At 70.8% G+C, this 26630-nt stretch carries 24 protein-coding genes and 1 tRNA gene; 13 read left to right on the top strand and 12 right to left on the bottom strand.

Features of this window, described 5'->3' with window-relative positions:
• Positions 1-727 precede the first annotated feature (727 nt).
• Positions 728-1930 carry a pyridoxal phosphate-dependent aminotransferase gene (locus tag IF19_RS0112975; protein WP_030113465.1) on the top strand — a complete coding sequence of 401 codons (1203 nt, stop codon included), beginning with the start codon at positions 728-730 and terminating at the stop codon, positions 1928-1930.
• Between the two features lie 107 nt (positions 1931-2037).
• On the opposite strand, the gene IF19_RS0112970 is transcribed toward IF19_RS0112975, so the two are convergent.
• A complete protein-coding gene (locus IF19_RS0112970) occupies positions 2038-2586 on the bottom strand; it encodes a YbjN domain-containing protein (protein WP_030113466.1) in 549 nt (182 codons plus the stop codon).
• Between the two features lie 158 nt (positions 2587-2744).
• The gene (gene clpB / locus IF19_RS0112965; RefSeq protein ID WP_030113467.1) at positions 2745-5333 is read right to left on the bottom strand and encodes an ATP-dependent chaperone ClpB; all 2589 of its coding nucleotides are present in this window, start codon (positions 5331-5333) and stop codon (positions 2745-2747) included.
• A 326-nt stretch (positions 5334-5659) separates the two neighbouring features.
• On the opposite strand from clpB, the gene IF19_RS0112960 reads away from it, so the two are divergent.
• Positions 5660-6061, top strand: a complete 402-nt coding sequence (locus IF19_RS0112960; protein WP_030113468.1) for a TIGR03618 family F420-dependent PPOX class oxidoreductase — start codon at positions 5660-5662, stop codon at positions 6059-6061.
• A 184-nt stretch (positions 6062-6245) separates the two neighbouring features.
• Here IF19_RS0112960 and IF19_RS0112955 read toward each other — a convergent pair whose 3' ends face one another.
• Both IF19_RS0112955 and IF19_RS0112950 read right to left on the bottom strand, forming a co-directional pair.
• Positions 6246-6566 carry a Rieske (2Fe-2S) protein gene (locus tag IF19_RS0112955; protein ID WP_030113469.1) on the bottom strand — a complete coding sequence of 107 codons (321 nt, stop codon included), beginning with the start codon at positions 6564-6566 and terminating at the stop codon, positions 6246-6248.
• Complete coding sequence (locus tag IF19_RS0112950; protein WP_050493028.1) at positions 6563-6766, bottom strand: hypothetical protein; 204 nt, start codon at positions 6764-6766, stop codon at positions 6563-6565. The genes IF19_RS0112955 and IF19_RS0112950 overlap by 4 nt, the downstream gene beginning before the upstream one ends.
• A gap of 128 nt (positions 6767-6894) precedes the next feature.
• On the opposite strand from IF19_RS0112950, the gene IF19_RS0112945 reads away from it, so the two are divergent.
• The 5 genes from IF19_RS0112945 (at position 6895) to IF19_RS0112925 (ending at position 11604) form a co-directional block, all read left to right on the top strand.
• Positions 6895-7878 carry a helix-turn-helix transcriptional regulator gene (locus IF19_RS0112945; RefSeq protein WP_371822293.1) on the top strand — a complete coding sequence of 328 codons (984 nt, stop codon included), beginning with the start codon at positions 6895-6897 and terminating at the stop codon, positions 7876-7878.
• A 175-nt stretch (positions 7879-8053) separates the two neighbouring features.
• A complete protein-coding gene (locus IF19_RS0112940) occupies positions 8054-9064 on the top strand; it encodes a helix-turn-helix transcriptional regulator (protein ID WP_030277693.1) in 1011 nt (336 codons plus the stop codon).
• Positions 9065-9149: 85 nt separating this feature from the next.
• Positions 9150-10040 (top strand): helix-turn-helix domain-containing protein, encoded by an 891-nt coding sequence (locus IF19_RS0112935; RefSeq protein WP_106974958.1) that lies wholly within the window; start codon positions 9150-9152, stop codon positions 10038-10040.
• Between the two features lie 13 nt (positions 10041-10053).
• On the top strand, positions 10054-11001 hold the full coding sequence (locus tag IF19_RS01000000134695) for a helix-turn-helix transcriptional regulator (protein WP_346009379.1): 948 nt from the start codon (positions 10054-10056) through the stop codon (positions 10999-11001).
• Positions 11002-11079: 78 nt separating this feature from the next.
• Positions 11080-11604, top strand: a complete 525-nt coding sequence (locus tag IF19_RS0112925; protein ID WP_030277689.1) for a hypothetical protein — start codon at positions 11080-11082, stop codon at positions 11602-11604.
• Between the two features lie 211 nt (positions 11605-11815).
• On the opposite strand, the gene IF19_RS0112920 is transcribed toward IF19_RS0112925, so the two are convergent.
• The 4 genes from IF19_RS0112920 to dnaK all read right to left on the bottom strand — a co-directional run bounded on the left by IF19_RS0112920 (position 11816) and on the right by dnaK (position 16054).
• Entirely contained in the window at positions 11816-12268 is a 453-nt protein-coding gene (locus tag IF19_RS0112920; protein ID WP_030189362.1) for a heat shock protein transcriptional repressor HspR, read from the bottom strand.
• 1 nt (position 12269) lies between these two features.
• Positions 12270-13460, bottom strand: a complete 1191-nt coding sequence (gene dnaJ / locus IF19_RS0112915) for a molecular chaperone DnaJ (RefSeq protein ID WP_030116040.1) — start codon at positions 13458-13460, stop codon at positions 12270-12272.
• Between the two features lie 93 nt (positions 13461-13553).
• Complete coding sequence (gene grpE / locus IF19_RS0112910) at positions 13554-14204, bottom strand: nucleotide exchange factor GrpE (protein WP_030116039.1); 651 nt, start codon at positions 14202-14204, stop codon at positions 13554-13556.
• The gene (dnaK, locus tag IF19_RS0112905) at positions 14201-16054 is read right to left on the bottom strand and encodes a molecular chaperone DnaK (protein ID WP_030116038.1); all 1854 of its coding nucleotides are present in this window, start codon (positions 16052-16054) and stop codon (positions 14201-14203) included. Before dnaK ends, grpE begins: the two co-directional genes overlap by 4 nt.
• 530 nt (positions 16055-16584) lie before the next feature.
• Between dnaK and IF19_RS01000000134690 the strand changes: the two genes are divergently transcribed.
• The 4 genes from IF19_RS01000000134690 to IF19_RS0112885 all read left to right on the top strand — a co-directional run bounded on the left by IF19_RS01000000134690 (position 16585) and on the right by IF19_RS0112885 (position 22338).
• The gene (locus IF19_RS01000000134690; protein WP_032748425.1) at positions 16585-17256 is read left to right on the top strand and encodes a sugar transferase; all 672 of its coding nucleotides are present in this window, start codon (positions 16585-16587) and stop codon (positions 17254-17256) included.
• Positions 17257-17353: 97 nt separating this feature from the next.
• Positions 17354-19621, top strand: a complete 2268-nt coding sequence (locus tag IF19_RS0112895; protein WP_030116036.1) for a (Fe-S)-binding protein — start codon at positions 17354-17356, stop codon at positions 19619-19621.
• Positions 19622-20094: 473 nt separating this feature from the next.
• Positions 20095-21267, top strand: coding sequence for an FG-GAP-like repeat-containing protein (locus IF19_RS0112890; RefSeq protein ID WP_030116035.1), 1173 nt, complete (start codon positions 20095-20097; stop codon positions 21265-21267).
• A 117-nt stretch (positions 21268-21384) separates the two neighbouring features.
• On the top strand, positions 21385-22338 hold the full coding sequence (locus IF19_RS0112885; RefSeq protein ID WP_030277687.1) for a Yip1 family protein: 954 nt from the start codon (positions 21385-21387) through the stop codon (positions 22336-22338).
• 71 nt (positions 22339-22409) lie between these two features.
• On the opposite strand, the gene IF19_RS0112880 is transcribed toward IF19_RS0112885, so the two are convergent.
• Both IF19_RS0112880 and dcd read right to left on the bottom strand, forming a co-directional pair.
• Positions 22410-22910 carry a phosphoribosyltransferase gene (locus tag IF19_RS0112880; protein WP_010063158.1) on the bottom strand — a complete coding sequence of 167 codons (501 nt, stop codon included), beginning with the start codon at positions 22908-22910 and terminating at the stop codon, positions 22410-22412.
• A gap of 6 nt (positions 22911-22916) precedes the next feature.
• A complete protein-coding gene (gene dcd / locus IF19_RS0112875) occupies positions 22917-23492 on the bottom strand; it encodes a dCTP deaminase (protein ID WP_018514096.1) in 576 nt (191 codons plus the stop codon).
• A gap of 869 nt (positions 23493-24361) precedes the next feature.
• Between dcd and IF19_RS0112865 the strand changes: the two genes are divergently transcribed.
• Both IF19_RS0112865 and IF19_RS0112860 read left to right on the top strand, forming a co-directional pair.
• Positions 24362-24432, top strand: a tRNA-Gly gene (locus IF19_RS0112865).
• 228 nt (positions 24433-24660) lie between these two features.
• Positions 24661-25641, top strand: coding sequence for a sigma-70 family RNA polymerase sigma factor (locus IF19_RS0112860; protein ID WP_030116033.1), 981 nt, complete (start codon positions 24661-24663; stop codon positions 25639-25641).
• Here IF19_RS0112860 and IF19_RS0112855 read toward each other — a convergent pair whose 3' ends face one another.
• Positions 25642-25857 (bottom strand): DUF4287 domain-containing protein, encoded by a 216-nt coding sequence (locus IF19_RS0112855; protein WP_030116032.1) that lies wholly within the window; start codon positions 25855-25857, stop codon positions 25642-25644.
• 57 nt (positions 25858-25914) lie between these two features.
• On the bottom strand, positions 25915-26583 hold the full coding sequence (locus IF19_RS0112850) for a DUF998 domain-containing protein (protein WP_030116031.1): 669 nt from the start codon (positions 26581-26583) through the stop codon (positions 25915-25917).
• Between the last annotated feature and the right edge of the window lie 47 nt (positions 26584-26630).

Genomic DNA, 26630 nt, shown 5'->3' with positions numbered 1-26630 from the left:
GCTGAAGGTTCTCTCCGTCGAGAGAAGCACGAAGTACGCCGCGCCCACAGCGTTTTCGCCCAACTTGCCGTGGTTTCCATCCCCTCGGGGGCCCACGGGTTCACTTGTTCAACCGAAAACGTCCGCGTCGCTCAACGAAAAGGCGTCCGAAGGGAGTTCACCCTCCGGACGCCCGTCTCCCCGCTCACTGTCGGTGACGGTGGCGGGACCTGCGCCGCGCCCCGCGACCGGCCCCCCGCCGGTCGTACTCGGCGGTGCGGCCGGAGCGGGACTCAGCTCCCGCCGCCGCACCCTCCCCCGCCGCCGCAGGACGAACCGCCCCCGCACGACGAGCCGCCGCCGCAGGAGTGACCGCCCGAGTGGCCGCCGGAGTGCCCGCCCGAATCGCTGGAACCGGAGTCGCCAGAGCCGGAGTCGCCCGCCCACCAGCCGCCTCCGCCGTCGGACGAACCGCCCCCGGAACGCCGGCGCCCGGCGCCGGCCCGCCCCTTCCCCCTGGCCTTCGCCGAACCGGCCGCCTGCGACCGCCGGACGGCCAGCAGCCCTCCGACGACGACCACGGCGGCCACTGCCGAGATGAGGACACCCATGTTCCCCACCGCCTTTCTTCCCCCGAAGCGAGGTCCCCCGTCGCTTCCCCGTCGATGTGTGAGAGGGGGATTCCCCAGCCGCTCGCGCGCCAAAGCGGACTTGAGCAACTCCAGAGCTTGGGCCCAGGATGGCGCCCATGACACAGGGACGAGCCACTCAGGAAACGTCGGAGCAAGAGGGGCGGCCGCTGCTCAACCGCCGCCTCGCCGCGTTCGGCACGACGATCTTCGCCGAGATGTCCGCGCTGGCCCTGCGGACCGGCTCGATCAACCTCGGCCAGGGCTTCCCCGACACCGACGGCCCCGAGGAGATCCGCGAGGCGGCCGTACGAGCGCTGCGCGACGGCCGGGGCAACCAGTACCCGCCGGGCCCCGGCGTCCCGGAGCTGCGCGCAGCCGTCGCCGCCCACCAGGAGCGCTTCTACGGGCTGAGCTGGTCCCCCGAGACCGAGATCCTGGTGACCACCGGGGCCACCGAGGCGATCGCCGCCTCCCTGCTGGCCCTGCTGGAACCCGGGGACGAGGTCATCGCATTCGAGCCGTACTACGACTCGTACGCCGCCTGCATCGCCATGGCGGGCGCCCGGCGCGTACCGCTCACGCTGCGCGCCCCCGGCTTCCGCCCGGACCTCGACGAACTGCGCTCCCTCATCACCCCGCGCACCCGTCTGCTGCTCCTGAACACCCCGCACAACCCGACCGGAACCGTGCTCACGCCCGACGAACTGTCCGGGATCGCGGCGCTCGCGGTGGAACACGACCTGCTCGTGGTCACCGACGAGGTCTACGAGCACCTGGTCTTCACGGGGGCGCACCACCCGATCGCCGCACTCCCCGGAATGCGCGGGCGCACGGTCTCGATCTCGTCCGCCGGCAAGACGTTCTCGTACACGGGGTGGAAGGTCGGCTGGGTCACCGGGGACGCGGCGCTGGTGGCGGCGGTGCGCTCGGCGAAGCAGTACCTGACCTTCGTGAGCGGAGGCCCGTTCCAGTACGCGATCGCCGAGGCGCTGGCCCTCCCGGACACCTTCTTCACGGGCTTCCTCGCGGACATGCACCGCAAGCGGGACCTGCTGGCCACGGGGCTGCGGGCCGCCGGCTTCCAGGTGTACGAGCCGGAGGGGACGTACTTCATCACCACCGACATCGCCCCCTTCGGCGACGAGGACGCCTACGCCTTCTGCCGCGCCCTGCCGGAGCGCTGCGGGGTGGCGGCGGTGCCGAACTCGGTCTTCTACGACGACCCGGAGGCGGGCCGCAGCCAGGTCCGCTTCACGTTCTGCAAGAAGGACGAGGTCCTGGAGGAGGCGGTCACCCGCCTCGGGCGGCTGACGGGCTGAGGAACCCGGACGGCACGCACCGCACGGAAACGGCCCGGGAGGCGGTCGTGGTGACCGTCTCCCGGGCCGTCTCGTCGGCTGCCGGAGGCTGCGGGGGCTGCCGGCCGCTAGGCGCCCGCGGGCTCCTCGCCCTCCGCCGGCTTGCCCTCGGCGGGCTCGATGCCGAGGTGCTCCACGAGCCACTTGTCGAACTCGATCGAGGCGCGCACCCAGCTCACCGTCGAGGAGACGAAGTGCTCCAGGCTCACACCGGTGCCGATGAGCATCTGCGCCTCACCGATCAGCCGGACGGAGCCCGCCTCCTCGCCCTCGCCCTCGTGGGCGTGGGTGTAGACCTTGGGCCACAGGGTGCGGCGGTTCCAGTCGTCGATGGCGTCCAGCAGGACGGGACGCTGGTCCAGGGCGTGCGGGCGGTCGTAGAACGTACGGACCGAGAAGACCTGCTGCTCCGCCTCGCCGCGGAACATGAAGTACGTCCGGAACTCCTCCCACGGCGCCGCGAGGTCGCCCTCGTCGTCGACGACGTACTTCAGCTCCATCTGGTCGAGGAGCTGCTTGACGAGGTCCTGGTCAGGGACGACGGGGCCCTCCGGTCCTGCCGCCTGCGGTTCGGGCTGGCCCCCGAAATTAGGAATCGAGGACGGATCGATGCTCACCGTTATTTCCCTTCGTGCGGTTGCGGCCATCCTCTCCCATGGCGGGCGGGGCATGGCAAGCCCCGGCGGCCCCTATCCGCCACAAGCTGACAGACAGCGCGTGGGGACGGGCCCCGCCGGGTCTACGACCACAGCGTGCGACGGCGCGTGACCAGCGGTTACGAGGCGGGGCCGACGATCAGCCCGTCCTCGGCCCGGTCCACCCGTACGGTGTCGCCGTCGCGGATCTCGCCGGACAGGATCTCCTTCGCCAGCCGGTCGCCGATCGCCGTCTGGATGAGCCGGCGCAGGGGCCGCGCCCCGTACGCCGGGTCGTTGCCCTCCGCCGCCAGCCAGGCCAGCGCCTCCGGCGTGACGTCCAGGGTGAGCCGGCGCTCGGCGAGCCGCTGCGCCAGCCGGTCGATCTGGAGCCCCGCGATGTGGGCCAGCTCGTCGCCGGACAGGGCCGAGAAGACGACCAGGTCGTCCAGCCGGTTGATGAACTCCGGCTTGAACGAGGCCCGCACCACGTCCAGCACCTGCTGCTTCTTCACCTCGGGCTTGACCAGGGGGTCCATCAGGAACTGGGAGCCGAGGTTGGAGGTGAGGACGAGGATGGTGTTGCGGAAGTCAACCGTACGGCCCTGGCCGTCGGTGAGGCGGCCGTCGTCGAGGACCTGGAGCAGGACGTCGAAGACCTCGGGGTGGGCCTTCTCCACCTCGTCCAGGAGCACGACGCTGTACGGGCGGCGGCGGACGGCCTCGGTGAGCTGACCGCCCTCCTCGTACCCGACGTAGCCGGGCGGGGCACCGACGAGCCGGGCGACGCTGTGCTTCTCGCCGTACTCGCTCATGTCGATGCGGATCATGGCCCGCTCGTCGTCGAACAGGAAGTCCGCGAGCGCCTTGGCCAGCTCGGTCTTGCCGACGCCGGTGGGCCCGAGGAAGAGGAACGAGCCGGTCGGCCGGTCGGGGTCCGCGATCCCGGCGCGCGTACGGCGTACGGCGTCGGAGACGGCCTGCACGGCCTCGGTCTGCCCGATCAGCCGCTTGCCCAGCTCGCTCTCCATCCGCAGCAGCTTCTGGGTCTCGCCCTCCAGCAGCCGTCCGGCCGGGATACCGGTCCAGGCGCCGACGACGTCCGCGATGTCGTCGGAGCCGACCTCCTCCTTGACCATCGTGTCCTTGTCCTTGGAAGCCTCCTCGGCCTCCGCCGCCTCCTCCAGCTCCCGCTCCAGGCCGGGGATCTCCCCGTACAGCAGCTTGGAAGCGGCGTCGAAGTCGCCGTCGCGCTGGGCGCGTTCGGCCTGGCCGCGCAGCTCGTCGAGCCGTTCCTTCAGCTCACCGACCCGGTTGAGGCCCTGCTTCTCCTTCTCCCAGCGGGCGTTGAGGCCGCGCAGCTCCTCCTCCTTGTCCGCGAGGTCGCGGCGCAGCTTCTCCAGGCGCTGCTTGGAGGCGGGGTCGGACTCGTTCTTGAGCGCCAGCTCCTCCATGCGCAACCGGTCGACGGAGCGCTGGAGTTCGTCGATCTCCAGCGGCGAGGAGTCGATCTCCATCCGCAGCCGGGAGGCCGCCTCGTCGACCAGGTCGATGGCCTTGTCGGGGAGGAAGCGGGAGGTGATGTAGCGGTCGGAGAGGGTCGCGGCGGCCACCAGCGCCGAGTCCGCGATCTGCACCTTGTGGTGGGCCTCGTAACGGCCCTTGAGCCCGCGCAGGATCGCGATGGTGTCCTCGACGGTGGGCTCGGCGACCAGCACCTGCTGGAAGCGGCGCTCCAGGGCGGGGTCCTTCTCGATCCGCTCGCGGTACTCGTCGAGCGTCGTCGCGCCGACCATCCGCAGCTCGCCGCGGGCCAGCATCGGCTTGAGCATGTTGCCCGCGTCCATGGCGGAGTCGCCGCCGGCGCCCGCGCCGACGACCGTGTGCAGCTCGTCGATGAACGTGATGATCCGCCCGTCGCTCTCCTTGATCTCGGAGAGGACGGTCTTCAGGCGCTCCTCGAACTCACCGCGGTACTTCGCCCCCGCGACCATCGCGCCGAGGTCCAGCGAGACGAGCCGCTTGTCCTTGAGGCTCTCGGGGACGTCGCCCTTGACGATGCGCTGCGCGAGCCCCTCGACCACGGCGGTCTTGCCGACGCCGGGCTCCCCGATGAGCACGGGGTTGTTCTTCGTACGACGCGAGAGCACCTGCACCACGCGGCGGATCTCCTGGTCACGGCCGATGACCGGGTCCAGCTTGCCCTCGCGCGCGGCGGCCGTGAAGTCGGTGCCGAACTTCTCCAGGGCCTTGTACTGGCCCTCCGGGTCGGGAGTGGTCACCCGGCGCCCTCCCCTGCTCGTCTCGAATGCGGCCAGCAGCTTCCTGGCGCTGGCGCCCTGTCCGTCGAGGATCCCACCGGCGCGGCCGCCCTTCGCGGCGATCCCGATGAGCAGGTGCTCGGTGGAGATGTAGTCGTCGCCCAGCTCCTTCGCCCGCTGCGAGGCGTCCTGGACGACGGCCAGCAGCTCCCGGTCGGGCTGCGGCGGGGCGACGGTGGAGCCGGTGACGCTGGGCAGGGAGCCGAGCAGCCGCTCGGTCTCGCCGCGCACGACGGCCTGGTCGGCCTCGACGGCGGCGAGGAGGTCGGTGACGTTCTCGTTCTCCTGCCCCTCCAGCAGCGCGAGCAGCAGGTGCCCCGGAGTCAGATCGGGGTGCCCGTCCTTCACGGCCCTGCTGGTGGCCGCGTTGATGGCGTCCCGGCTCTTATTGGTCAGCTCGGCGTCCACGGGTGGTTGCTCCTCCTCGCAGCTGGCGGGTCACGCACGGATCCCTGCGTTGACTCAGTCGTCGTGTACAAAGTTGAGTCTACTCCACTCAAGGGCGTGGGTGCACGCCTTCCCCTGCGGTCGTGCGGGATGCGTCCGCTGCCGAGCGGGGCGGGCCGGCGGCGGGAAGAGGCGCGCCACAGAAAACGGAAAGGGGCCGTTCGACGCGGCCGGACACTCCCGCACGCCGCCCGTACCGCCCGCACGCCGCGGCCACAGCGCCCGTACGCCGCACCCGTGGCACCCGCGCCCGCCGCACCCGCGCGCCGCACTCGTACGCTGCCCCCATGGCAGACGTACGCAACCCCTCACCCGAATACGTCGCGTTCTGGCGCGAGAGCCACCTGTCCACGCTGACGACCCCCCGCCCGGACGGCACACCGCACGTGGTGCCGGTCTGCGTGACGTACGACCCGGACGCCGGGGTGGCGCGCGTGATCACCGACGGGGGGAGCCGCAAGGTCGCCCACATCCGCGCGGCGGGGCCCGAGGGCGCGCGCGTGGCCGTCTGCCAGATCGACCGGGCCCGCTGGGCGACCCTGGAGGGCCGCGCGGTCATCCGCACCGAGCCGGAGGCCGTCAAGGACGCCGAGGCCCGGCACGAGGTGCGCTACGGACGGCCCCCGCGGGTCAATCCGACCCGGGTCGTCATCGAGATCACCCTCGACCGGGCCCTCGGCAAGCCCTGAGGCGGGCCGCCCGCGTACGGCCCGGGGCCGTACGGGCTCCGGCCCCGGGCACCGGCCTCCGGCTCCGGCCCCGGCCCCGGCCTCCGGCCCCGGAGCAGCACAACGGCGCCACCGTGTTCAGGTCACGGTGGCGCCGCTGTGTGGGGGAAGCGCCTGGAGCGACAGGTGACGACGGGGGAATCGCTCAGGCGCTGCGGGGGGTGGCGGAAAGGGGTTCTGCGTCGAACAGCTCGTGGTCCCGCTGATCGAGGTTGACGAAGATCATGCCGTACCTGACGGCACAGCGAACCGGCTGCGGAGCACCACGCGGCCGGCGGAGACAGCGATAGGCACGGACGTCCTCGTCCTCTTCCATCACCACGACGACCGGCTCTCCGAACAGGGTGACCATCAACGAGTCGCCACGGCCGGGCAGCGCCGTGAGCAGATCGATGAAATGCCACCCTGAGCGGTAGGCGCTGGCCATCTCACGCCGAAAGGTGCGGTCGTCCGGCGGGGTGCTCATGCGCCCACGCCGGCCTGGGAGTTCCATCCGATGTCGCCCGGGACCGCAGCCGGCGCGATCCAGCCAATGTCAGTGGGTGCTGCGGCCTGGACTTCGCTCTGCTCGCTGCTGCCTGCCGTGACGCCGACGCCCGTCAGCCCGAGTCCAACGGCCGCGACGAACGAGGCGGCAAGCGCCGAGCGAAGCATTCGCTTGTACATAGTCGGCTTCGTCCTCACTTGTGGATTCCTCTCCCCCGCACTTCAGACGATGTCCCATCCGGGCACGTGAACACCACTGGATCGATGCATCATGTTCCTGAATGTTCAGGAACATGGGGGGTGGAGAAATGACCAAAAGCCACATAAAGACGACACATCCTCACGCGATCACCGAACTGTGCGAGGCAGGGGGACGTCTTTACGCCACCGCACTTCGATCGGGTCGCATAGCCCGCTCCGAACTCACGCCCGCCCCGTGTCTGATGGAGTTCGCGCTGCTCCACCCCGACCCGGATGATCCGAACTGGCTCCGTCCGGTTCCTCCTTCAGCAGCGTTGGCGCAGCATCTCCATCCCATTGAACGCGAGATCCAGGAACGCAGAAGGCATTCCCTGCAACTGACCGAGTCCTTCGAGCCGTTCATGGACATCAGCGCACAGGGCCCGCCCCTGACGCACGCCATCACCGTGCTGGAAGGAGTCAACCGGATCAACGCGGCGCTCGACCACGCGACCACGGAATGCCGGACAGAAGTGCTCACCGTCCAGCCGGGGGGCGGGCGAAACGAGGACCAGCTCAGCAAGCCGCTGGAGCGTGGACTGTCCGTCGTCCACCGGGGAGTACGCATCCGGACCCTGTACCAGCACACGGCGCGCCACAGCCCCAGCACCCTGGCTTACGCCGAGCGTATCGCCGGCGACAACGTGGAGATCCGGACACTCGAGGAGCTCATCGAGCGTCTCATCGTCTTCGATCGCACGGTCGCCTTCATACCCGCCCAGGATGACCGCCAAGTCGCGCTGGAACTCCGCCACCCCGGTCTCGTCGAATATCTTGTGAAGGTCTTCGAGCAGCTGTGGACGCGGGCCGCCCCCCTCCTCGAAGAGGTCAAGTACGACCCGATGCCGCAGGGGATCAGTGGCGTCCAGCGCTCGATCGCGCAACTGCTCGTGGAGGGGCACGTGGACGACTCCATCGCCCGCCGCCTGGGGATGAACGTTCGTACCTGCCGTGCCCATGTGGCCAAGCTCTCCGCCACCCTGGGCAGCAGCAGTCGCGCCCAACTCGGCTATCTGATCGCACGTTCCGGAATCCTGGACCGGAACACCTGAAAGCTCGGGCCCACGCCCCCGGGGCCCGGAGCATGGCCGCACAAAGGGGGAGAGCACGACCATGCCCGGGCTCGCCGGGGGAGTTCCCCGCTCCCCCGACACGTCCACGATCCCCCCACAACTAGGCTGGCGCCACCGTCCACTTACTGCACTGCACGAAGCGGGGGGATTCCAAATGTTCACCGAACGCGACAGAGCAGGGCACTCTCCTCATGGAGAGGCCGAGTTGTGCGAAGCGGCCCTCCGGTTGTACGGGGCGGCTCTGCGAACCGGCCGGATGGCACGGACCGAGACGTCCGCCGCTCCCTGCCTCGTCGAACTGTCCCTGTTGCGCCCCGATCCGTGGGACGACGCCTGGCTGCGTCCGGTACCACCGTCCGCCGCCCTGGGCGAGCTGCTGCGGCCCGTCTCCCGGAAGATCGATGAGCAACTGCGACTCGCCGCCACGCTGAGCCGGTCGCTCCTGCCGCTCAGCTCCGTCCCGCCCGGCGACCCCGACCTGGCGATCACCGTGCTGGAGGGGGTCGCCGCCATCCAGGCGTCCGTCGACCAGGCCGCCGCCACGGCCACCGACGAGATACTCACCGCCCAGCCCGGCACCGGCCACGCCCCCGCCTCGCTGTCGGCCGCACGGGCCGATGCTCGCACCGCGATCGGCCGCGGTGTCCGCATCCGGCACATCTACGAGCACGCGGCCCGCTACAGCAGCCGGGTCCGGGGCCACCTCGCCGACGTACCCGCCCAGCACGTCCAGGTGCGCACGACCGAGGTGACGGTCGAACAGCTCATCATCATCGACCGTGCGACCGCCTACGTCCCCGCTTCGGACGATCGCACCGCCGCGCTCCGCATCAGCCAACCGGCCGTGGTCTCCTACCTCGTCCAGGTCTACGAAGTCCTCTGGGCGCATGCCGTCCCGCTGGCCGAGAACCATCGCACGGCCGGACCGGAGATCCAGGTCACCGCGGTCCAGCGCGACATCGCCCGCCTTCTCACCGAGGGCCACGTCGATGACGTCGTCGCCCGCAGGATGGGCATCAGCGTCCGCACCTGCCGCTCCCACATCGCCAGACTCACGCAGAGCCTCGGCGCCACCAGCCGCACCCACCTCGGCGCCCTCCTCGTCGAGTCGGGGATCGTGGAAGCGCCCGACGCGAAGCGCCTCTCGCCTCGGGGAGCCGGCTGATCGCCCTGCGGGGGCCTCACACCCGTACACCACCGCGGCCTTCGCCGGCCGGGCAGCCACACGAGAAAGGGATCAGCACATGTGCGTGACGTCGAACACGGCGGGAGCGCATGCCGTCGACGGACTCTGCGAGTCGGCGACGGCGTTGTACGCGACCGCACTGCGGGAGGGCCGCGTCGCACGGTCCGATCTCGTCGCCGCGCCGTGCCTCGTTCGTCGCGCGCTGGTCCACCCCGACCCGAACGACGACCGGTGGATGCTGCCGTTACCCGCACCGGCCGCGCTCACGCGCCTCCTCATCCCGTTCGCGCGCGAGGTCTCCGACCACCTCTCCGACGCCGCCGCGCTCCTCGACACCCTGCTCCCCTTCGCCTCGCTCGCGCCCCCTCCCTCCGATCCGACGATCACCGTCATCCACGGGAACGACCGGATCATGGACTCGCTGCGGGAGGCGTCCCGCGCCGCACGGAGCGAAGTCCTCACCGCTCAACCGGGCGGCAACCGGATGGTCACCAACCTGCGCGCGGGGCTGGAGAACGCGCAGGCCGTCATCGAGGCGGGCGGACGCCTGCGCCACCTCTACCAGCATCCGGTGCGCTACAGCAGGCGCTTCGCCGCCTATCTGGACCACCTGGGCCCGGAGCACCTGGAAGTACGCACGATGGAGCAGGCGATCGACCGCCTGATCGTGTTCGACCGGGAGACCGCGTACCTCCCCGCGGCCCCCGGCACCGAGTCCGCTCTGGTAATCCGCCACCCCGCCCTCGTGCGCTACCTGGTCCACACGTACGAAGTGCTCTGGGCGCGGGCGACTCCGTACGACGACCCCCTGCCGCGCAGGATGGGCATCAGCGTCCGCACCTGCCGCTCCCACATCGCCAGACTCACGCAGACCCTCGGCGCCACCAGCCGCACCCACCTCGGCGCCCTCCTCGTCGGCTCGGGCATCGTCGAGGACGAGCCCGGCGGGGTCTGATCCCATGACGGCGATGAGCGGGCCGACGGTGCCGGAGGACGGCACGAGCGGAACGCCCCCCACCGGCCACGGCCCGGAGGACGGCGCGAGCGGAACGCCCCACCCCCACCACGGCCCGGAGGAACTCTGCGCGCCGGCTCGGCTGCTCTACACCGACGCGCTCCAGCGGGGAGGCGTCACCGCGGCCGAAGCCGACCGCGTACCGTGCCTCACCCGGCTCGGGCTGCTCCGCCCCGACCCGCACGACCCCGGCAGACGGCTGCCCGTACCGGCGGCCGCCGCCCTGACGGAACTCCTCGCGCCCCTCACCCGCGACATCCACGCCCGGGTGGCCGCGTCGGCCGCCCTCGTCGAAGCGCTGGCCCCGCTCGCCCCGCTCACCGGCTCCTCCGACGACCCGGCCATGACGGTGATCCAGGGGAAGCCCGCCATCCAGGCCGCCGTCGCGGAGGCGGGAAAGGCGGCCCGGAAGCGCATCCTGACCCTGCACCCCGGCAGCAAGCGCCCCGACGTCATGCTCGAACAGGCCCGGCAGAGCGCCATCGAGCCCCTTCGGCGCGGGGTGTCCATGCGCCACCTGTACCAGCACTCCGCGCGCTACAACATGAACCTGAAGCAGTACGTGGACCGGCTGCCCCAAGGGGACCTGCAGATCCGCACCATGGAGCAGACCGCAGAGCGGATGTTCGTCTTCGACCGGTCCGCCTACATCTCGATCTCGCCCGAACGCGACGTCGCGCTGTGCGTCACCCACCCGGCCCTCGTCCGCTATCTCGCCCACGTCTACGACGTCCTGTGGGCGGGCGCCACGCCCTTCGGAGAGCCGCTGCGGACGTCATCGCCCGCAGGATGGGCATCAGCGTCCGCACCTGCCGCTCCCACATCGCCAGACTCACGCAGACCCTCGGCGCCACCAGCCGCACCCACCTCGGCGCCCTCCTCATCGGCTCGGGCATCGTAGAGGCGCACCGGCGCGACTGAGCCGGTGCGGCGCTCCACCGGCGCCCACCCGGACCGACCCGAGGACCACGAAGCCCAGATGACCGACACCACGCCCCTGCCCGCCGCCGTCGAGGACGACCGGTTCGGGGACATCCTGGTCGAACTCACCGGAGACCACGGCGAGAAGCTCGTCGTGAGCGGCGAACGCATACCGCGCGTCGTCCTCACCCGTGCCCCCGGCGTGGCGGCCGACGACCACATCGCCATCGGCACCCGCGACCCCCGCCACCTCACCCTCACCGTGGACGGGCGGGAGGCGACGATCAAGCCGGGCAAGGGGAAGCTGCGCCGCCGTTCCTACCGGGTCGACGTCCGCTGCGCGGGCACGTCCTACCGGCTCGTGCCCGACTCCATCCCGAGCAGCCGGCTGCTCCGCGACGGCAAGCGCGTCGGGGACTTCTCCTCGGGGGGCGACGGCCGGGTCCTGGCCGAGTGGCGGGAGGGGGCCGAACCGAAGCCCCTCGACGCGGCGATCGCCTACGCGCTGGCGGCCGCCTTCGGCACCGGCGGTCAGCCGATGTGGATGATGCTGGTCGAGACGGTCAGCGAGTTCCTGCCGTAGCGGGCACGGCCACCGCCCGGAGCGGGCCGGGCGGAGGGCGTACGCGGGTGGTGACGTCCACGCGCCCCGCACCCGGCCCCGACCCGGAGAAGCCACGCGCGCCGCGCACGCGAAAAGGGGGCCGGGAGAGCGTGCGATCCGCTCTCCCGGCCCCCTCTCCGTACGGGTGGGCCACCGCCGGCCGGCGCTACGGCTCCGCCGGCCGGTGCCGCTACTCCGTCGGCCGCTTCGGCTTCGGCCGCCAGACCACCAGGGCGCTGGTCTGCTGCACGTCCTGGTAGGGCACCAGGTCGCGGCGGTACGAGGCGTGGACCTGGGCCTCGCGCTGCCGCATGGCGACCGCCGCGCCGTCCACCGCCGCCGACAGTTCGGCGACGCGCTGCTGGAGCGCGGTGACCTGGTTCTCCAGCTCGATGATGCGCTTGATGCCCGCCAGGTTGATGCCCTCGTCCTGCGACAACTGCTGCACGGTGCGCAGCAGTTCGATGTCGCGGGCCGAGTAGCGCCGACCGCGCCCGGCCGTGCGGTCCGGCGAGACCAGGCCGAGGCGGTCGTACTGGCGCAGCGTCTGCGGGTGGAGGCCCGAGAGCTGGGCCGCGATCGAGATCACGTACACCGGTGTCTCATCGGTCAGCTGGTACGGATTGCGTCGACGGCCGTCCATCTCAAGCTCCCTTCGCCGCCTGGAACAGTTCCGCCCGCGGGTCCTCGTCCGCGGTCGCCTTCCGGTAGGCATCCAGGGCGTCCCGGGCCTCCTCGTCCAGCTCCCCGGGGACCGCGACCTCGACGGTGACCAGCAGGTCGCCGCGGGTGCCGTCCTTGCGCACCGCGCCCTTGCCCCGGGCGCGCATCGTACGCCCGTTGGGGGTGCCGGCGGGGAGTTTCAGCGTGACCGGGGGGCCGCCGAGCGTGGGGACCTTGACCTCGCCGCCGAGCGTCGCCTCCGGGAAGGTGACGGGCACGGTGACGGTGAGGTTGTCGCCCTTGCGGCCGAAGACGGGGTGGGCGTCGACGTGGACGACGACGTAGAGGTCGCCGGCCGGTCCGCCGCGCTCGCCCGCGCCGCCCTTGCCGCGCAGCCGGATCCGCTGGCCGTCGGAGACGCCCGCCGGGATCCGCACCTGCATGGTGCGCGCCGACTTCGCCCGGCCGCTGCCCTTGCAGACGTCGCAGGGGTCCTGGGCGATGAGGCCCCGGCCCTTGCAGTCCACACAGGGATCGGTGAGCGAGAAGCCGCCGCCGCTGCCGCGCGAGACCTGGCCGGTGCCGACGCAGGTCGGGCAGACCCGGGGGGTGCCGTTCTTGTCGCCGGTGCCGGAACACGCCTTGCAGGGCGCCTGACTGGACATCCGCAGCGGGACCGTGGCCCCGTCGACCGCCTCGGTGAAGCTGAGCGTCACCTCGGACTCGATGTCCTGGCCGCGCTTCGGCTGGACGCGGGTGCCCGCGCCGCCGCGGTTGAACAGCCCGCCGAAGACGTCGCCGAGACCGCCCCCGCCGCCGAAGCCGCCGCCCGCGCCGCCCTGTCCGCCGCCCTGCGCGCCCCCGCCGAAGAGGTCGCCCAGGTCGAAGTTGAAGTTGCCGCCCGCACCACCGGGGCCGGGCCGGAAGCCGCCGTTGCCGAAGAGGGCGCGCGCCTCGTCGTACTCCTTGCGCTTCTTGGGGTCGCCGAGGACGTCGTTCGCCTCGGAGATCTCCTTGAAGCGCTCCTCCGCCTTGGCGTCGCCCTTGTTGGCGTCCGGGTGGTTCTCGCGGGCGAGCTTCCGGTACGCCTTCTTGACCTCGGCGTCGGTGGCGTCCTTGGGGACGCCGAGAACCTTGTAGTAGTCCTTCTCGACGAAGTCCTTCGTGCTCATCGACGTCCCTCCTTCCGGACGATCGGCCGAGCGGCCGGCCCGTGGGCCGGCCGCCGGGCCGCGCGGTGGGCCCCGAGGTGGTCAGACGCGTCGTCAGACCTCCTCGGTGCCACCGCTCTCCTCGTCGTCGGTCTTCTCTTCCTTGGCCGCGGCGGGCGTGGCGCCCGGCTGCGGCTCGGCGACGGCCACCCGCGCGGGGCGGATGGTGCGCTCGCCGATGCGATACCCCGGCTGCAGGATCGCCACGCAGGTCGTCTCGGTGACGTCCGGCGCGTAGCTGTGCATCAGGGCCTCGTGGATCGTCGGGTCGAAGGGCTCGCCCTCCTTGCCGAACTGCTGGAGGCCCAGCTTCGCGACGACGGTTTCCATCGACTCGGCCACCGACTTGAAGCCGCCGACCAACTCTCCGTGCTCCCGCGCGCGGCCGACGTCGTCGAGCACGGGCAGGAGCTCGGACAGGAGGTTCGCGACGGCGACCTCCTTGACCGTGGCCCGGTCCCGCTCCACGCGGCGGCGGTAGTTCTGGTACTCGGCCTGGAGCCGCTGGAGGTCCGCGGTGCGCTCGCCGAGCGCGCTGCGTGCCTGGTCCAGCTGTGCCGTCAGGCCGACGGTCTTGTCCGTGTCCCCGGCCGGGGCCGCCGCCTCCTCCTCGGAGGGTTCGGCGGCCTTCGGCTCGGCGTCGTCAGCGGTGGCGCCGGAGGGGACGTCGGGCTTCTCCTCGAAGCCCGGAGTCTCCTCGGTCACGCCGCACCGCCCTTGGTGTCCTTCTCGTCGTCCACGATCTCGGCGTCGACGACGTCGTCGTCGGCCTTGGCCTGGCCGTCGCCCGGGGCCTCGGCGCCCGGGGTCGCACCCTCGGCCTGGGCGTTGGCGTACATCGCCTGGCCCAGCTTCTGGGAGACGGCCGCGACCTTCTCGGTGGCCGTGCGGATCTCGGCGGTGTCCTCGCCCTTGAGCTTCTCCTTCAGCTCGCCGACAGCGGTCTCCACCTCCGTCTTGACGTCCGCGGGGACCTTGTCCTCGTTGTCCTTGAGGAACTTCTCCGTCTGGTAGACGAGCTGCTCGCCCTGGTTGCGCGACTCGGCAGCCTCGCGGCGGGCGTGGTCCTCCTCCGCGTACTTCTCGGCCTCTTCGCGCATCCGGTTGACCTCGTCCTTCGGCAGCGAGGAGCCGCCGGTGACGGTCATCTTCTGCTCCTTGCCGGTGCCGAGGTCCTTGGCGGCCACGTGCATGATGCCGTTGGCGTCGATGTCGAAGGCGACCTCGATCTGCGGGACGCCGCGCGGGGCCGGCGGCAGACCGGTCAGCTCGAACATCCCGAGCTTCTTGTTGTACGCCGCGATCTCGCGCTCGCCCTGGTAGACCTGGATCTGCACGGACGGCTGGTTGTCCTCGGCCGTCGTGAAGATCTCGGACCGCTTGGTCGGGATCGTGGTGTTGCGCTCGATGAGCTTGGTCATGATGCCGCCCTTGGTCTCGATGCCGAGGGACAGCGGGGTGACGTCGAGGAGCAGGACGTCCTTGACCTCGCCCTTGAGGACACCGGCCTGGAGCGAGGCGCCGATGGCGACGACCTCGTCCGGGTTGACGCTCTTGTTGGCGTCCTTGCCGCCGGTCAGCTCCTTGACCAGCTCGGCAACGGCCGGCATACGGGTGGAGCCACCGACGAGAACGACGTGGTCGATCTCGGAGAGCTGGATGCCCGCGTCCTTGATCACGTTGTGGAACGGCGTCTTGCAGCGCTCCAGGAGGTCCGCGGTCAGCTGCTGGAACTGCGAGCGCGTGAGCTTCTCGTCCAGGTGCAGCGGGCCCTCGGCGGACGCCGTGATGTAGGGCAGGTTGATCGTGGTCTCGGTCGAGGACGACAGCTCGATCTTCGCCTTCTCCGCGGCCTCGCGGAGACGCTGGAGAGCCATCTTGTCCTTGGACAGGTCCACGCCGTGGCCGTTGGCGAACTGCTTCACCAGGTAGTCGACGACGCGCTGGTCCCAGTCGTCACCACCGAGCTGGTTGTCACCGTTGGTGGCCTTCACCTCGACGACGCCGTCGCCGATCTCCAGGAGGGACACGTCGAAGGTGCCGCCACCGAGGTCGAAAACGAGGATCGTCTGGTCGTCCTTGTCCAGGCCGTACGCCAGCGCGGCGGCGGTCGGCTCGTTGACGATGCGCAGGACGTTGAGGCCCGCGATCTCACCGGCCTCCTTCGTCGCCTGACGCTCGGAGTCGTTGAAGTACGCGGGGACGGTGATGACCGCGTCGGTCACCTTCTCGCCCAGGTACGACTCGGCGTCGCGCTTCAGCTTCTGCAGGATGAAGGCGCTCATCTGCTGCGGGTTGAAGCTCTTGCCGTCGAGGTCGATCTTCCAGTCCGTGCCCATGTGGCGCTTGACGGAGCGGATGGTCCTGTCGACGTTGGTGACCGCCTGGCGCTTGGCGACCTCGCCGACGAGCACCTCGCCGTTCTTGGCGAAGGCGACGACGGACGGCGTGGTCCTGGCGCCCTCGGCGTTGGTGATGACGGTGGGCTCGCCGCCTTCCAGAACGCTGACGACGGAGTTAGTCGTGCCCAGGTCGATGCCGACCGCACGTGCCATGTCAATTCCTCCAAAGACTACTTGAGTGGATCTGACTCAAGGATGCATCACATCGCGGCACGCGTCAACAGACCTGAGTCGACCCCACTCAACTTAAGTGCTTATGCAGAGCACATCCGCGCTGGTGCGGCCGCCACAGGCCCACCCAGAAGTGCGCCACACCCCTCGCGCACCACCCGCCCCGTACCCCCACCGTGGGATCGTTCTGACACAAAATGCCGTGAGACGGCCACAACCGTCACCGACCGGCAGGTTTCACCGTGGATCGTCACCCCATCGAACCTCGAACCCGGGCGGGCGCGATGCAGAACGCGATGCAGGCCGCGATGCGGAACGCGAGACGGCGGCGCGGCCGGCGCGCGCAACCGCACACACAGGGGGACCCGTCGTACGCACACGGGCAGCCGTACGAGCAGGGGCAGGGGCAGCCGTACGGGCAGCGGGACCTGCACGCGCAGCGGGACCCGCACACCCGGGACAGGCCGTACGCACCGAAGGACCGGCGCGCCCGGAGGGATCGGCACGCACCGCTGTCCGCCTCGGCGAAGGGCGACTTCCCCTCCCGCACCGCCGCACACCTGGCCGGTTTCACCGACCGGGCCGGACGGCTCGCCGACCGCCTCCTCCCCCGGCCCGCGCCCGCGGCGAACACCACCGCCGAGCGCGCCCTGGACCTGGCGCTGGGCACCGCGCTCCTGCTCCTGACCGCCCCCGCCGTCGCGGTGGCCGCCCTCGCCCTGACCCTGCGCCGCACCCCGGGCGGCGCCTGGGACCGACGGCCGCGGGCCGGTCTGCACGGCCGGGTCTTCACGCTGCGCACGCTGCGGACGCGCCGCTTCCACCTGGACGCGCTCTCCCGGCTCCCCCACGTCGTACGCGGCGACCTCGCCCTCGTCGGACCCGCCCCGCTCGCCCCCGGAAACCCGCGCCCCGCCGACCCCCGCGCCCGGCACTGGCGGCGGGAGCTGCGCCCGGGACTGACCGGCCTGGCGCAGGTGCGGGCCCGCTCCGGCATGCCGTGGGACGACCCCGCGCTGCTGGACCAGCACTACGCAGAGCACCATGGAGTCGTGCTCGACCTGGCGATCCTGGCCGAGGCCGCGCGCGACTGCCTGCGAACGGCGCTCCCCGGGGGCCGCCGAACCAAGGCACACCTGAGCGACACAGATCACCGCCCGCCCGGCTGCAGCGGGGTGGACTAAGTGGATAGTGTCAGCACAGACTAATTAAGTTACTGCTTAGTAGTAGTGGGCAGTAGTCAACTGGATCCCGCTCTCGCAGGCCCGAGGAGCCCTACTCATGCAACTCGCCGCGATCATCGTGTCGCTGGTGCTGACGGTCGTCGGCGTTGCGCTCATCTGCCGAGCCGTCGCGCAGATCTACCGCTTCGTCCGTCTGGGCCAGCCGGTCCCAGCAGGCAGCCGCACCGACGACCCCAAGCAGCGGACGATCACCCTGGTCAAGGAGTTCCTGGGCCACACCCGGATGAACCGGTGGGGCATCGTCGGCTTCGCCCACTGGTTCGTCGCGATCGGCTTCCTGACGCTGCCGCCCACGCTGCTCCAGGCGTACGGCCAGCTCTTCAAGGCCGACTGGGTGCTGCCGGTCATCGGCACGTTCCTGCCGTTCGAGATGTACATCGAGTTCATCGGCCTGATGACCGTCGTGGGCATCCTCGCGCTGATCGTGATCCGGCTGCTCAACCTGCCCTCGCGGGCCGGCCGCAAGTCGCGGTTCGCGGGCTCGAAGGCCTGGCAGGCGTACTTCGTCGAGTACATCATCCTGACCATCGGCATCGCGATCCTGGTGCTGCGCGGTCTCGAGGGCGCGATCCACCACGTCGAGAGCTACGACGCCGCGTACTTCGTGTCGTACCCGCTGGTCCTGGCGTTCAAGGGCCTGTCGCTGCCCACCCTCCAGACGCTCATCTACTTCACCGCGATGATCAAGATCGGCACCTCGCTGATCTGGATGATCACGGTCTCGCTCAACACCAACATGGGCGTCGCCTGGCACCGCTTCCTCGGCTTCCCGAACATCTGGTTCAAGCGGAACGCCGACGGCGAGGTCGCGCTCGGCGCGCTCCAGCCGATGACGACCGGCGGCAAGGAGATCGACTGGGAGGACCCGGCCGAGGACGCGGTCTTCGGCGTCTCCCAGGTCGAGCAGTTCTCCTGGAAGGGCATCCTCGACTTCTCCACCTGCACCGAGTGCGGCCGCTGCCAGTCGCAGTGCCCCGCGTGGAACACCGGCAAGCCCCTCTCGCCGAAGCTCCTGATCATGTCGCTGCGCGACCACGCGCACGCCAAGGCCCCGTACCTGCTGGCCGGCGGCGGCAAGACCATGGAGGGCGAGGAGAAGGCGACCGAGGAGCAGCTCAAGGACGTTCCGGCGGCCGCCCTCGCCGAGGCCGAGCGCCCGCTGATCGGCACCGCCGAGGAGAACGGCGTCATCGACCCGGACGTCCTGTGGTCCTGCACCACCTGCGGCGCCTGCGTCGAGCAGTGCCCGGTCGACATCGAGCACATCGACCACATCGTCGACATGCGCCGCTACCAGGTGATGATCGAGTCCTCGTTCCCGTCCGAGGCGGGCACGATGCTCAAGAACCTGGAGAAGAAGGGCAACCCCTGGGGGCTCGCCAAGAAGGCGCGCGTCGAGTGGACCAAGGAGGTCGACTTCGAGGTCCCGATCGTCGGCAAGGACGTCGAGGACCTCACCGAGGTCGACTACCTGTACTGGGTCGGCTGCGCCGGCGCCCTGGAGGACCGGGCCAAGAAAACCACCAAGGCGTTCGCCGAGCTGCTGCACATCGCGGGCGTCAAGTTCGCGATCATGGGCGGCGACGAGAAGTGCACCGGTGACTCCGCCCGCCGCCTGGGCAACGAGCCGCTGTTCCAGCAGCTCGGCCAGGAGAACGTGGCCATGCTGAACATGGCCTACGGCGAGGACGATGAGGACGAGGCGACGAAGAAGCCCAAGTCGTCGAAGAAGATCGTCGCGACCTGCCCGCACTGCTTCAACACGATCGCCAACGAGTACCCGCAGCTCGGCGGCGAGTACGAGGTCATCCACCACACGCAGCTGCTCCAGCACCTCATCGACGAGGGCAAGCTGATCCCGGTGACCCCGGTCGAGGGCCTGATCACGTACCACGACCCGTGCTACCTGGGCCGTCACAACAAGATCTACACCCCGCCGCGCGAGATCATCGCGAAGGTCCCGGGCCTGCGGAACGAGGAGATGCACCGCCACAAGGAGCGCGGCTTCTGCTGCGGCGCCGGCGGCGCCCGGATGTGGATGGAGGAGCGGATCGGCAAGCGCATCAACACCGAGCGCGTCGACGAGGCCCTCGCCCTCAACCCGGACATCGTCTCCACCGCCTGCCCGTTCTGCCTCGTCATGCTGACCGACTCGGTCAACGGCAAGAAGAACGACGGCCAGGCCAAGGAGTCGATCCAGGTCGTGGACGTCTCCCAGCTCCTCCTGGACTCGGTGAAGACGCCGCTCGACCCGGCCGGTGAGGCGGACGAGGTGGACGCACCGGAGCCCGAACCGGCACAGTGACGTAGAGCATCGCCGCGAGAAGCGGCCGGATCCGCCTCGGGGGCGGGACCGGCCGCTTCTCCATGTCCGGCGCGCTCCGGCGCGGACCCGGCCCGCGGAGGCGGCCGTGGGTTCGCCCGGGGCCCGTGGGGGCGGCCCGAGGGGGCTGCCGTGGCGCGTCGATCGCGTGTCGGCCCGGACAGGCCGTGTACGAGCCGGGACAGGCCGTGCGCGAGCCCGGACAGGCCGTATGTGAGCCCGGACAGGCCGTGCGCGATCGCGTACACGCCGCGTCTGAGCCCCCGCATGCCGCGTGTGAGCCCGGACATGTACGGAGCGCCGCATCCGGAGCATCATGGGCGCGGACAAAGCCCGATACGGCCCGCCCCCCGAACCCGGGCGGGCTTCCGGCACCCGGCTTCCGGCACCCGCGCCCCGCGACACCGCGCCCCGGACCGGGCGGGCGCCGGACGACGAACGACGACGAGGCACCCGTGCGCCCATCCGCCACCCGCACCGAGCCCCCGAAGGCCGCGATACCCGGCCGCCGGGTCCCCGCAGCCCTCGCCGCGGGCTGCGCGGCCCTGCTGCTGGCTCTCACGGCCTGCTCGGGCCCGTCGTCCCCCGCCACCGCGCCCTCCCCCGCCCCCGTGTCCGACGGCAAGAACGGCGACACCCCGCCCCGCTCCCGGCCCGAGGCGGGCGCCGCGCACCTCCCCGTACCCCCCGGTGAGGGCAGCCGCGTCCCGTACGACTTCAACGGCGACGGCCACCGCGACCTGGTCCTCGACGACCTGGTCAAGGCCCCCGGGGACGCCCGCGACGAGGACGCGGGCATCGGCGTCGTCTACGGCACCGGCGACCCGGAACGCCCCCTGGACCCGGCCGTACGGCAGCTCCTGAGCGCGCGGGCGAACGCGGCGAAGTCCGGGAACACCCTGCCCGCCGCGTTCGACGCCGAGGACGCCTGCGACCTGGACCGGGACGGCTTCACCGACCTGATCGTCTCGACCGACCCCCCGTACAACGGCATCGGCGCCCCGCCCGTCCCCCTCCAGATCCTCTTCGGCTCCCCCGCCGGCCTCACCGGCACGGCGGTCACCGTCCGCATCCCGCAGCAGGCCCGGTACGGCGACACGTGGCCCGCGCACCCGGTCTGCGGCGACTTCGACGGCGACGGCGGGGCCGACCTCGCGGTCACCGCCGGCGCGGGCCGGATCACCTTCCTGCCCGGCCCCTTCACCCGCGCCGGAGCCCCGCGCGGCGCGGCACTGCTGCCCGTGCCCGACGGCGGCCCGTACCTCTACGCCCCCGAGCCCGAGGCCGACGCGGACGGCGACGGCCACGACGACCTCGTCACCGCCGCCCACCCGCACACCCCCGGCCGGGCGGGGGAGGGCACCCTCCGCCTCGGCTCGGCGAAGGGCCCGTTCCGCCCGGCCGGCGCGTACGCGTTCGCGGCGGAGCAGCTCCCGACCGCACCGCTGAGGACCACGGGCGCCACCCGCACCACCCTCCTGAGCCACGGCGACCACGACGGCGACAGGAAGCCGGACACCGTGGTGCGGACATACCGGGGCGAGCGGCAGGACCTGGTCGCGCTCCACCCGGCGGGTACCACGGGCCGGCCCTCCGTCACCTTCTCCACGTCGGTCTTCCTCCCCTGAACTCCCCCGTCCTGGGCCCCGGGTTCACCCCTTAGGGGATGTCACAGCTCGGCCGCAATGGCGGGCGGTCCTCCCCGGCCCCACCCCCGGGCGGCGCGGACCAGGTACGTTCGACGGGTGGCTGGATTCAGGATCGGACGCGGCCGGGACAACCGCACCCCGCAACAACCGCAGCAGCAGCGGCAGCAGCCGTACGGAGGGCAGGCACCACAGCCGCCGTACGGTGCTCAGCCGTGGCCGACCGCCGGGGCCCCCGGCAACGGCTCGGCGCCACCTCCGTACGGAGCCCCGCACGGCGCCCCGTACCACGGAGGCAGCCACCCGGGCCCCGGGCAGCAGGGCGGCCACCACGGCGGAGGCCACCACGGCCACGGCGAGCCGGAGTACTTCGGCGACCCGTACGCCGACCCCGCGCCCCACGACCCGTACGCCAACAACCCCGGGCACACCCAGGCGTTCCGCGTCGACGAGGACCCGTACGGCGAGGGCAGCACCTACCAGGCCGGCTCCGCGCCCGCCCCGCCGGCGGGCCCGCGGCTGCGCTGGAAGGAGCTGCTGAGCGGCATCGTGATGCGGCCGGGGCCGACGTTCTGGCAGATGCGGGACTACCCCGTCTGGGGCCCGGCGCTGATCGTCACGTTCCTCTACGGGCTGCTCGCACTGTTCGGCTTCGACCAGGCCCGCGAAGAAGCGATCAACGCGACGATCTCGGCGGCCATCCCGTACGTCCTGTTCACCGGTGTCGGCTTCGTCATCGGCGGCCTGGTCCTCGGCGCGGTCACCCACACCCTGGCCCGCCAGCTCGGCGGCACGGGCGCGTGGCAGCCGACGGTGGGCCTGTCGATGCTGATCATGTCGATGACGGACGCGCCGCGCCTGGTCTTCGCGGTGTTCCTGGGCGGCGAGAACCCCCTGGTCCAGATCCTGGGCTGGCTGACCTGGCTCGCGGCCGGCGCGCTGTTCACGTCGATGGTCAGCAAGTCGCACGACCTGCCGTGGCCGAAGGCGCTGGGAGCCTCGGCGATCCAGCTGGTCGCCCTGCTGTCGATCATCAAGCTGGGCACGATCTGAGCCGGCCGATACGGAAGAGGGGCCGCGGAGCGCTGAGCGTTCCGGGGCCCCTCTTTCTCTGAACGGTCGCGTCAGGCGTCGAGAACCTGCCCGTCGCGCCGGACGACGGGCTTCTCGACCGACCACGGGAAGTTGATCCACTGGTCGGTCTTCTTCCACACGTACTCGCACTTCACGAGGGAGTGGGACTTCTCGTAGATGACGGCGCTGCGCACCTCGGCGACGTGGTCGACGCAGAAGTCGTGGACGAGCTTGAGTGTCTTGCCGGTGTCGGCGACGTCGTCGGCGATCAGGACCTTCTTGTCGGAGAAGTCGATCGCGTTGGGGACGGGCGCCAGCATGACGGGCATCTCCAGGGTGGTCCCGACCCCGGTGTAGAACTCCACGTTGACGAGGTGGATGTTCTTGCAGTCGAGGGCGTACGCGAGCCCACCGGCGACGAACACCCCGCCGCGCGCGATGCTCAGCACCACGTCGGGCTCGTAACCGTCGTCGGCGACGGCCTGCGCCAACTCGCGCACCGCCCGCCCGAAGCCCTCGTAGGTCAGGTTTTCCCGCACGTCACTGGTCATGGTTGATCACACCTGGGTCCGATGGAAGTTCTGGAACGACCGCGAGGCCGTCGGCCCCCGCTGGCCCTGGTACCGCGACTCGTACCGCTCGGAGCCGTAGGGGAACTCGGCGGACGAGGTGAGCCGGAACAGGCACAGCTGCCCGATCTTCATCCCCGGCCACAGCTTTATCGGCAGGGTCGCGAGGTTGGAGAGCTCCAGGGTCACGTGCCCGGAGAACCCGGGGTCGATGAAGCCGGCGGTCGAGTGCGTCACCAGACCGAGCCGCCCGAGCGAACTCTTCCCCTCCAGCCGGGAGGCCAGGTCGTCGGGGAGCGAGATCACCTCGTACGTGGACGCCAGCACGAACTCCCCGGGGTGCAGGATGAACGCCTCGTCGCCCTCCGGCTCGACCGTGCGCGTCAGGTCGGGCTGCTCGACGGCCGGGTCGATGTGCGGGTACCGGTGGTTCTCGAACACCCGGAAGTAGCGGTCCAGCCGCACGTCGATGCTCGACGGCTGCACCATCGAAGGGTCGTACGGATCGATACGGACTCGGCCGGCGTCGATCTCGGCCCGGATGTCCTTGTCTGAGAGAAGCACGCCCCGAGGATACGCAGAAGGCACGAGCCCACCCCAACCGGACCACCACCACGTGCACCGGGGCGGGCCTCCCGGGGGCGGGCCTCTCCCGCCCCTCCCGCCCTCCCGGACGGAGCCCCGCTCACAGACCGGCACCCGCTCCCGCACCGGTGCCCGCACGCGCATGGGCGTCGGGCCTGGGCACGGGTACGGGCGTCGGGCCCGGGTACAGGCGTCGGGCTCGGGCACCGGGCACCGGGCACCGGGCACCGGGCACACAGGCTTGGGCACAGGCATCGAGCACGACCCACAGGCACGGGCACGGGCACGCAGATCGACACGGGCACGAGCATCGGCATTCGCACTACGCATTTCGCACCGCTCACGTTTCGCGCCCACTCACGCGAGAGGCCGCAGCGCCACCTTCCCGAGCGCCACGGCCTGCACACGACGACGTCCCAGCCCCCGCCGGGCCCGCCGCTACCGCCTCTCGAACGCCACCGGCACGGCCTGGCGCAAGCGCGCACACCGGGGACACCGGATCAACCGCCCGGGCCCGATCCGGCCGGCCCCGAGCTGCTGCATCGGGAACGACGAGGTAGCGAAAACATGCCCTTCGGCACAGCGGACGACGGTGCGCTCCATCGACTCCATCAAGTCCCTTCCCCAACCGCATACGGACGAGAAAGCCACATTAGGGGATGAACGGGACGCCACCACACCCGGCACTCCGACCCCCCACGCTACGCCTCCAACTCCCGCCGATCACACCCCCGTCCACCCCCCTTCACTCCCCGCCCGCACAACACGAAGGCCCCACGGCGCATCCGCCGGGGGCCTGGCATGGGGTAGAGTGTGGAACGATGCAGCGCCGGTGATCGGCATGCTTCGCGGGTGTAGTTTAATGGTAGAACATGAGCTTCCCAAGCTCAGAGCGCGAGTTCGATTCTCGTCACCCGCTCTTCCACGAACCCCCAGGTCATCGGCCTGGGGGTTCATCGTTGTCTAGACCTCTCCAAGCGCCTTGCGTCAGCTCCGCACCACCTGATCCCTTTTCGCGGCACTCGCGGTCGCGCTTTGTCCGTCCGCGAGATCGCCGCACATGCCCGCAGCTCTATCGTTATGCGCGTCGGATGGGCGCGCCTGGCCACATGGCGAGGGGGGCACGTCATCGGGAACGGGGGGGGACATGGATGACAAGGCGCGGGCGATAGTGCTGCAGTTTGAGCCGTACCGGGGTGAGTTGGTTCGCCACTGCTATCGCATGCTGGGGTCGTACGCAGAAGCCGAGGACGCCGCTCAGCAGACCCTCGTCCGAGCTTGGCAGAACGCCGGGCAGTTCGAGGGCAGGTCGTCCCTGCGCTCGTGGGTGTACCGCATCGCCACCAACGTGTGCCTAGACGCCCTGGCTGCCGGGAGGCGGCGGGCGCTGCCGATGGACCTGTCCGGGCCGTCGGGCGGCTCCGCGCCTCCAGGCGCGCCGGCGGACAGCGCGCTGTGGATCGACCCTCTGCCCGGTGGCGATCCGGCGGCTTCCGCGATGACCGGCGAGTCGGTGCGGTTGGCTTTCGTCGCCGCGCTCCAGCACCTGCCGCCCAAGCAGCGAGCTACGTTGCTCCTGCGGGATGTCCTCGGTTTCTCGGCCCGCGAGGTCGCCGACCTGCACGGCTGCACTCTCGCCTCCGCCAACAGCGCTTTGCAGCGGGCCCGTGCCACTCTGGCCGATCGCCGGGACAGGACCGGCGAACTCGGCCTCCCGGCGCCCGGGGGCACCCAGCAGGTTCTGGCCGAGCGGTACGCGACGGCGTTCTCCCGGTACGACATGGAGGAGCTGGGATTACTGCTCCACGTCGACGCCACTCTGTCTCTGCCGCCGTACGCGAAGTGGATGCGCGGGATGGCCGATATCAGGTCGTGGCTGACCGGGCCGGCCGTCGGCTGCCGCGGTTCGCGGCTCATTCCGACCGTGGCGAACAGCTCCCCCGCCTTCGGCCAGTACCGGCCCCGTACGGACGGTACCGGTTACGAGCCCTGGGCGCTCCAAGTCCTCGAGTTCTCCGGCGACCGCATCGCGAGCATCACGGCATTCCGTGACACCGCGCTCCTCTTCCCACTGTTCGGCCTGCCGGGACACCTGAGCGGTGAAGCAGGCCCCGACGTCCCGACCTGATCACTTGGCGTTGTCCTCGGCGAGTGTGTGGGCGACGAGGGCATTTGCATGGCCGTGGCCGAGTCCGTGCTCGGACTTGAGCCAGCCGACCAGCTCCATGTGCTTCGTCAGCGAGGAGGAACGAATGAGGCCCTTCCACTCGGCGATCGGACGGCCGTACTTCTTCTCGATGGACGGGAAGTAGCTGGCAGGGCCCTTCACGGCGTAGTCGGTCATGGATGCTCCGTTTCGGATCGTGATCGTCTTGGTGGAATCGGTGAGAACGGCGTTTGGCTAGTGGTCGCCCGGAGCGTCGGCCAGCCGTGCCATCACCGCGCTGAGCCACAACAGCCCGAGGCCGGCACCGGCGGTGAACGCAAGAACCGACGCGGCAGAGCCCATGAAGCCGACGAAGACAGCCGCGGGCACGACCCGCGACGCCACGGCCCAGCCGCGAAGACCCCGGGCGGCAAGCGGGCGGGCCAGAAGGACGAGTGCCGCACACAGAGCGAGGTAGCCGATCATTCCGGCAGCCATGTGGACCGCACCGTGCCCGCTCATCACCGTCGCGTCCGGGGAGCCTGCGGGGAAGCCCGCACCGGCGTCGGCCGGGAAGGCGGCTGCAGCCCAGAAGGAGAGGCCGAACACGCCGACAAGGGCCGGTGCCCATACCTCGGCGGGGCCTCTGTGCAGAGTCCACCGTAGCCCGGCCGCGCCGGCGACCAGCAGCGCTCCGGTGAACACGAAACTCAACGTCTGAACCCAGCCGGCCCCACCCAGAGCGAGTTGGCTGATCGCGTTTCGAGTGAAGTCGAAGCCGTCGCGCGTGAGGCCCTGGGCAAGTCCGGCCGCGAGGAACAGGGGACCTGCCAGCACACCACCGACCGTGAGCCACCGCGCCGTGGATCGCCGACTGGTGGTTACCGAGTGGATGGGGCCAGGTGTGGTGAACGTGCCTGTCATGGCGTGCCTTCCTCGTTGCGACGTGTCACCCATATGACCGACAACGA

This window comes from Streptomyces californicus (genome assembly GCF_000717645.1).
GTDB classification, from domain to species: domain Bacteria; phylum Actinomycetota; class Actinomycetes; order Streptomycetales; family Streptomycetaceae; genus Streptomyces; species Streptomyces californicus.
Note: the sequence above shows the minus strand (reverse complement) of the source record. Positions and strands in the feature narration are given on the sequence as shown.